6 protein-coding genes and 1 other RNA gene are annotated in these 6,893 nt (G+C 70.5%); all 7 read right to left on the bottom strand.

Features of this window, described 5'->3' with window-relative positions:
* Window positions 1–69 precede the first annotated feature (69 nt).
* The 7 genes from V7E46_RS31475 to ffs all read right to left on the bottom strand — a co-directional run bounded on the left by V7E46_RS31475 (window position 70) and on the right by ffs (window position 6,881).
* Window positions 70–726 (bottom strand): SigE family RNA polymerase sigma factor, encoded by a 657-nt coding sequence (locus tag V7E46_RS31475; RefSeq protein ID WP_443054409.1) that lies wholly within the window; start codon window positions 724–726, stop codon window positions 70–72.
* 381 nt (window positions 727–1,107) lie between these two features.
* Window positions 1,108–2,430: an aspartate kinase gene (locus V7E46_RS31470; protein WP_329177263.1), complete on the bottom strand. Its 1,323-nt coding sequence runs from the start codon at window positions 2,428–2,430 to the stop codon at window positions 1,108–1,110.
* A 166-nt stretch (window positions 2,431–2,596) separates the two neighbouring features.
* The gene (locus V7E46_RS31465; RefSeq protein ID WP_329177264.1) at window positions 2,597–3,298 is read right to left on the bottom strand and encodes a DUF5063 domain-containing protein; all 702 of its coding nucleotides are present in this window, start codon (window positions 3,296–3,298) and stop codon (window positions 2,597–2,599) included.
* Entirely contained in the window at window positions 3,291–3,890 is a 600-nt protein-coding gene (gene recR / locus V7E46_RS31460) for a recombination mediator RecR (RefSeq protein WP_329177266.1), read from the bottom strand. The genes V7E46_RS31465 and recR overlap by 8 nt, the downstream gene beginning before the upstream one ends.
* Window positions 3,891–3,921: 31 nt before the next feature.
* Complete coding sequence (locus V7E46_RS31455; RefSeq protein ID WP_329182482.1) at window positions 3,922–4,230, bottom strand: YbaB/EbfC family nucleoid-associated protein; 309 nt, start codon at window positions 4,228–4,230, stop codon at window positions 3,922–3,924.
* Window positions 4,231–4,535: 305 nt separating this feature from the next.
* Complete coding sequence (locus V7E46_RS31450; protein ID WP_333771599.1) at window positions 4,536–6,740, bottom strand: DNA polymerase III subunit gamma and tau; 2,205 nt, start codon at window positions 6,738–6,740, stop codon at window positions 4,536–4,538.
* Between the two features lie 44 nt (window positions 6,741–6,784).
* Window positions 6,785–6,881: signal recognition particle sRNA small type (ffs, locus tag V7E46_RS31445), an RNA gene on the bottom strand.
* Window positions 6,882–6,893 lie beyond the last annotated feature (12 nt).

The raw sequence follows: 6,893 nt of genomic DNA, 5'->3' as shown, positions 1-6,893 counted from the left end.
GGGCCGGGGGCTGCTCGGGGGAGTCGTGTCGGTCCATGCTGTGTGCGTCGTCCGGGGCGTCGGGGGTGGTCATGCCGTTGCCTCCATCGCGATCCGCAGGGCGGCGATGCCCCGCGAACCGTACGCCTTCACCGAGCCGAGCGAGATACCGAGCGTCTCGGCGACCTGCGCCTCGGTCATGTCGGCGAAGTAGCGCAGCACCAGCACCTCGCGCTGCCTGCGCTGCAACGCGCGCATCGCGGTTTTGAGCTGGTCGCGCTCCAGCAGCTCGTAAGCGCCTTCCTCCGCGCTGGCCATGTCGGGCATGGGCTTGGAGAGGAGCTTCAGGCCGAGTATTCGGCGGCGCAGGGCGGAACGGGAGAGGTTGACCACCGTCTGGCGGAGGTAGGCGAGGGTCTTTTCCGGGTCGCGCACCCGGCTGCGTGCGGAGTGCACCCGTATGAAGGCCTCCTGGACGACGTCCTCGCAGGACGCGGTGTCGTCCAGCAGCAGGGCGGCCAGGCCCAGCAGGGCGCGGTAGTGGGCGCGGTAGGTCTCGGTGAGGTGGTCGACCGTGGTGCCGACAGCCATCGCGGGGTCAGTTTCCTCGCGGTCGACAGCGGCTCCCTGTGCCGGGTCCACCCGTGCCACCGGCCAGGGGGCGATCACCGGCAGCCCTCCGTAAGGCAGCCCGGTCCGCGACGGGCGCGGTGTACGCACCGGGCGTGCCGGACGTACGGGAGCGATCGTCCCCTGCCGCCCGAATGCCGTCTCGATACCCAGTGCCTCCGCCACGTCTGTTGGACACGCATCCCCCCGTCAGGGTTGTACGCGCAAGGCATACCGCCCGACGGAGCGTCATATATCCCCATGCGCACCAGCTCTTCCTCAGCGCCCCATTTGCACCGACGGCCCCCGTCCGCATTCGGTGTGCAGCACCCCAGGACAGCACCCCGGCAGTGCGCTGACACAAAGACGCTCCCCCGCGGCAGGCGGTTGCGGCCACGGGGGAGCAAATTCTCCCTGAGTCAGGCAGTCGGATTCAAGTGGTCCAGACCAAAATCCGGCCAGTTTCCGTTGTGTTCGGCCTGATTCGCCCGAAATCACCGCACGGAATCGGCCCCGGATTCAGCGCCCGGTACCGCCGTAGACGACCGCCTCGTCGCTGTCGCTGTCGAGGCCGAACGCCGAGTGCACCGCCTGCACGGCCGGGTTCACGTCGTCCGCGCGGGTGACGACGGAGATGCGGATCTCGGAGGTCGAGATCAGCTCGATGTTCACCCCGGCGTTGGACAGCGCCTCGAAGAACGTCGCCGTCACACCGGGGTTGGTCTTCATCCCGGCGCCGACCAGCGAGATCTTGCCGATCTGGTCGTCGTAGCGCAGCGAGTCGAAGCCGATCACCGACTGCGCCCTGGTCAGCGCCTCCATCGCCTTGTGCCCCTCGGACTTCGGCAGCGTGAAGGAGATGTCGGTCAGCGCGGTGGCCGCGGCCGACACGTTCTGCACGATCATGTCGATGTTGATCTCGGCGTCCGCGATGGCCCGGAAGATCGTCGCGGCCTCACCCGGCTTGTCCGGTACTCCGACGACGGTGATCTTCGCCTCGGACGTGTCGTGCGAGACGCCGGAGATGATCGCCTGCTCCACTGGGCTGTCTCCTTGCGATGCGAGGTGCTGCGCGAGCCGCGGTGCGAGTTCCGCGAGGCCTTCCGGCCGTTCACTGCTGACCCAGGTGCCCGGAAGTCCGGAGAACGACGAGCGCACATGGATCGGGATGTTGTACCGCCGCGCGTATTCCACGCACCGGTGCAGGAGCACCTTCGAACCGGAACTGGCCAGTTCCAGCATGTCCTCGAAGGCGATCCAGTCCATCTTGCGGGCCTTCTTCACCACCCGCGGATCCGCGGTGAAGACCCCGTCGACATCGGTGTAGATCTCGCACACCCCGGCGTCGAGCGCTGCGGCCAGCGCGACCGCCGTGGTGTCGGAACCGCCCCGCCCGAGCGTGGTGATGTCCTTCTTGTCCTGCGACACGCCCTGGAAGCCGGCCACGATCGCGATGTTGCCCTCGTCGAGCGCGGTACGGATCCGGCCCGGCGTCACATCGATGATCCGCGCCTTGTTGTGCACCGAGTCGGTGATCACACCCGCCTGGCTGCCCGTGAACGACTGCGCCTCGTGGCCGAGGTTTTTGATCGCCATCGCCAGCAGTGCCATGGAGATCCGCTCTCCTGCGGTCAGCAGCATGTCGAACTCGCGGCCCGCCGGAATCGGCGAGACCTGCTCCGCGAGATCGATGAGCTCGTCCGTCGTATCGCCCATCGCCGACACCACGACGACGACCTGGTTGCCGCCCTTCTTGGTGTCCACGATCCTTCGGGCGACGCGCTTGATGCCTTCGGCATCGGCGACGGAGGAGCCGCCGTACTTCTGCACGACAAGGCCCACGTGCGCTCCTCGCTCAGGGGTGAATCGGTCGGCCCAGTTTAACGAGCAGGACCGATCCGCCCGGAACGTATCGCATGGTGAGATGTGCCGCTCAAAGAATGATCACTACGCCGGGCCATCGCGCCCGGTCGTTGCCCCCTGATCGCCTGATCGCCCGACCCCCGGATCACTGAGCCGGGCGCAGCCCCATCGTCCCCAGCTCGGCCTCCATCACCCGGCCGGCCTCCTCCGCCAACTCGTCGTCGTCATCGGCGTCCCCACCGGTGTCCAGGCCGTTCAGCTCGCCCAGCGGACTGTCGAGGCGTACGTGCGCGACCAGCGACTGCAGCGCCCGCAGGCTCGCGCTCGCCGTCGAACCCCAGTTGGACAGGTACGAGAACTGCCACCACCACAGCGCCTCCGACACCCGCCCCGCCGCGAAGTGCGTCATCCCGTGAGTGAGATCGGCCACCACATCGGCCATGTCGTCCGAGATCCGGCAGGCCACCGGCGCCGACCGCGGCACGTACGGGTCGAAGACCTCCGAGTAGACGTCGATCGGCTCCAGCAGAGCCGCCAGCCGCTGCCGCAAATCGTCCTCGTCGGGCTCGGGGCCCGCGTCCGGCTCGTAGCGCTCGTCGGGTACGAAGTCCTCGTGCGCGCCCAGCCGGCCGCCGGCCAGCAGCAGCTGCGAGACCTCCAGCAGCAGATACGGCACCGCGCTGTCCGGGTCGTCGCCCTTGGCCACTTCGCGGACCGCGAGGATGAAGCTCTCGATCTGGTCGGAGATCTGGACGGCGAACTCGTCCGGCTCCTGCGGGACGAACGGCTCGGCCTGCGGCCCCGCCGCGCCGGCTCCCGCGCTCTTGTTCACCACGGTGTCAGACATCGAGCAACCGCCTCCCTTCGAAGGCCCGCCCCAGCGTGACCTCGTCCGCGTATTCCAAGTCGCCACCCACCGGCAGGCCGCTGGCCAGGCGCGTCACGCGCAGTCCCATGGGTTTCACCGTCCGGGCGAGATACGTCGCTGTGGCCTCGCCCTCCAGATTCGGGTCCGTCGCCAGGATCAGCTCGGTGACGGTGCCGTCGGCCAGCCGGCGGAGCAGTTCGGCGATCCGCAGGTCGTCCGGGCCGACACCGTCGATCGGGCTGATCGCCCCGCCCAGCACGTGGTATTTCCCGCGGAATTCGCGGGTCCGCTCAATCGCGACCACGTCCTTGGACTCCTCCACCACGCAGATCACCGCCGGGTCGCGGCGCGGATCGCGGCACACCCGGCACAGCTCGTCCTGCGCGACATTGCCGCACACCTTGCAGAAGCGGACCTTCGCCTTCACCTCGGACAGCACGTGCGCGAGGCGGCGCACGTCCGCGGGGTCGGCCTGCAGGATGTGGAAGGCGATGCGCTGCGCGCTCTTGGGACCCACGCCGGGTAGCCTGCCCAGTTCGTCGATCAGGTCCTGAACCACGCCTTCGTACACGCCGGCACGCCTTCCAGGGGTAGGGGCAGAGTCAGAAGAGGCCCGGCAGACCGCCGCCGAGCCCCTGGGTGAGCGGGCCGAGCTTGCGCTGCTGCAGTTCCTGTGCCGCGTCGGTCGCATTGTGGACGGCGGCGACCACCAGGTCGGCCAGCGTCTCGGTGTCGTCCGGGTCGACGGCCTTCGGGTCGATCACCAGCGCCCGCAGCTCGCCAGCGCCGGACACCGTCGCGGTCACCAGACCACCGCCCGCCGTGCCCTCGACCTCGGTCTCGGCCAGCTCCTGCTGGGCCGCGGCCAGGTCCTGCTGCATCTTCTGCGCCTGCTGGAGCAGTGCCTGCATATTCGGCTGACCACCGGGATTCACGGTTCGCTCCTGCCTCGCGTCTGCCTGGGTGTGCTGCTGTTCGGTCCGTGCCGCCCGGTCCGCTGCTGACGTCGGCTGTTCTTCAGCCGGCCTCAGCTGCTTTCCGATGCTTTCCGATGCTTTCCGAGCGCCACATTTTCACTGACACGCCGAGCCTACGTGCTCGTACGGTGGTGCGCCCTACGCCGTACGGAGGATCGCTGGGCCGCGGTCTCCACCCGGAGTAGCGGGTGGCTCTGCCGTAGGGAGGACGCGGCCAGGTCCGCCCGCATCACCGCAGGTCAGTCGTGCCGGATCTCCTCGATCACGGTGGCGCCCAACTCGCGGATGAACAGATCGTGACCGCTGAGTGCCGAATCGACGAGATCGGCGTCGTCGTCCTCGGGGATGTCGTCCTCGATCGGGGGCGGCGGTGTTTCGTCGGTGAAGCGCCGCGGCTCCTGCCGCGGTGCGTCGGCGGGGGCGGATCTGGGCCCCGGGGGCGCGGCGGTCGCGGTGGCGGAACCGCCGGGGCGGGCCGACTGGGCCGGCGCCATGGCGTGGGTCACGGCCTGCGCGGAGCCGTACGCGTCCGGGCTCGCCGTGCCGCCGCCGTATGCCTGGGGCGCGGCCGGGGACTGCGGCGGCGCGGGCGGTCGCGAGGAGCCGCCGCCACCGAAGCCGCCTGCGCCGGAGCCGCCCGTGCCGGGACCGCTGCCGCCCGACGGGTCGACGATGGCCTCGATGCGCCACTGCACGCCGAGCGCGTCGTTGATCGCCTGCTTGAGTACGTCCTCGCTGCCGCTGTTGGTGAAGCTGTTGCGGGCGCCGGGGTTGTCGAACCCGACCTGCAGCGTCTCGCCGTCGAAGCCGGCGACCTGGGCGTTGTTGAACAGCAGCATCCAGGTGAGCCGGCGCCGGTTCTTGACCGCGTCGAGGATCTGCGGCCACATCTGCCGGACCCGGGAGGGGTCGCCGACGACACCCCCGGCCTGGGCGGGGGGTGCGCTCTGAGCGGCCGCGGGCGCCTGGGCCGGCGCAGGGGCCTGCGTCGGCGCCGCGGTCGGCCAGGCCCCCGGTCGGGCGGGCGCCTGCGGTACGGGGTCGGGCGGGCGTACGGGCTCCGGCGGGGCTACGGGCGCGGGTGGCGGCTGTCCGGGCGCGCGCGTGGGTTCCGGTGCGGCGCGCACGGGCTCGGGCGACTGGCTGCGTGCCGCTGCGCGGGCGGCGGCGGCCCCGGCGGGAGCGTCACCGGGTGGCCCGGCGACGGGGGGACCCGCGACGGCCGGCCCTGCGACCGGCGCACCGCCGACGGGAGCGGCGCTCGTACCAGGAGGCGGGCCGCCGACGGCACCCCCTCGTTCCAGCCGTTCCAGCCGGGCCTGCAGCGACCGCTCGTCGTCGTACGCCGCGGGCAGCAGCACGCGGGCGCAGATCAGCTCCAGCTGCAGCCGGGGCGAGGTCGCCCCGCGCATCTCGGTCAACCCGGTGTTGACGATGTCGGCGGCGCGGCTCAGTTCGGCGGCCCCGAACACGGCCGCCTGCGCCTGCATGCGCTCGACCACGTCGCGGGGCGCGTCGATCAGGCCCTTGTCCATCGCGTCCGGCACGGCGGCGAGGATGACCAGGTCGCGGAGCCGCTCCAGCAGGTCGGCCACGAAGCGGCGCGGGTCGTGCCCGCCCTCGATGACCCGGTCCACCATCCCGAAGACAGCGGCGCCGTCCCCGGCGGCGAAGCCGTCCACCACGTCGTCGAGCAGGGCGGCGTCCGTGTAGCCGAGCAGGGCGGTGGCCATGGCGTACGTCACACCGTCGGCCGCCGCCCCGGCCAGCAGCTGGTCCATCACCGACATCGAGTCCCGTACGGACCCGGCCCCGGCCCGTACGACCAGCGGATACACCCCGTCCTCGACGGCGATGGCCTCCCGCTGGCAGACCTCGGCGAGATGATCACGCAGCGTCCCCGGAGGCACCAGCCGGAAGGGATAGTGGTGCGTGCGCGACCTGATGGTGCCGATGACCTTCTCCGGCTCGGTCGTCGCGAAGATGAACTTCAGGTGCTCCGGCGGCTCCTCGACCACTTTGAGCAGCGCGTTGAAGCCGGCGGAGGTGACCATGTGGGCTTCGTCGATGATGTAGATCTTGTAGCGGCTGCCGGCGGGTCCGAAGAACGCCTTCTCGCGCAGGTCACGGGCGTCGTCCACACCGCCGTGCGATGCCGCGTCGATCTCGATCACGTCGATCGACCCCGGCCCGTTCCTGGCCAGGTCCTGGCAGGACTGGCACTCCCCGCAGGGCGTGGGCGTCGGCCCCTGCTCGCAGTTCAGGCAGCGGGCCAGAATTCGCGCACTCGTCGTCTTCCCGCACCCGCGCGGCCCGCTGAAAAGGTACGCATGGTTGACCCGGTTGTTGCGCAGCGCCTGCTGCAACGGGTCGGTGACATGCTCCTGCCCGATGACCTCGGCGAAGGTCTCGGGGCGATAGCGGCGGTACAGGGCGAGGGACACACCACCGAGCCTATCCGCGCCCACCGACAACCGGCCCCCACTCACGCGAAGACCCCCCACGCACCCGCCAGAGCCCACCTACCCTTGCTGCCTTCCGGCCCTGGGGGAGTTCAGCGAGATAGCGCCACGTGAGGGGCTGCCGCCCACCCTACC

This window comes from Streptomyces sp. IBSBF 2435 (genome assembly GCF_036815005.1).
Classification (GTDB): domain Bacteria; phylum Actinomycetota; class Actinomycetes; order Streptomycetales; family Streptomycetaceae; genus Actinacidiphila.
This window is presented reverse-complemented; position numbering and strand designations above follow the sequence as displayed.

Excerpts from the sequence above, each read along its gene's own strand:
- V7E46_RS31465 (WP_329177264.1), bottom strand. The coding sequence starts at position 3,298 with ATGTCTGACACCGTGGTGAACAAGAGCGCGGGAGCCGGCGCGGCGGGG.
- V7E46_RS31455 (WP_329182482.1), bottom strand. The coding sequence starts at position 4,230 with ATGCAGGCACTGCTCCAGCAGGCGCAGAAGATGCAGCAGGACCTGGCC.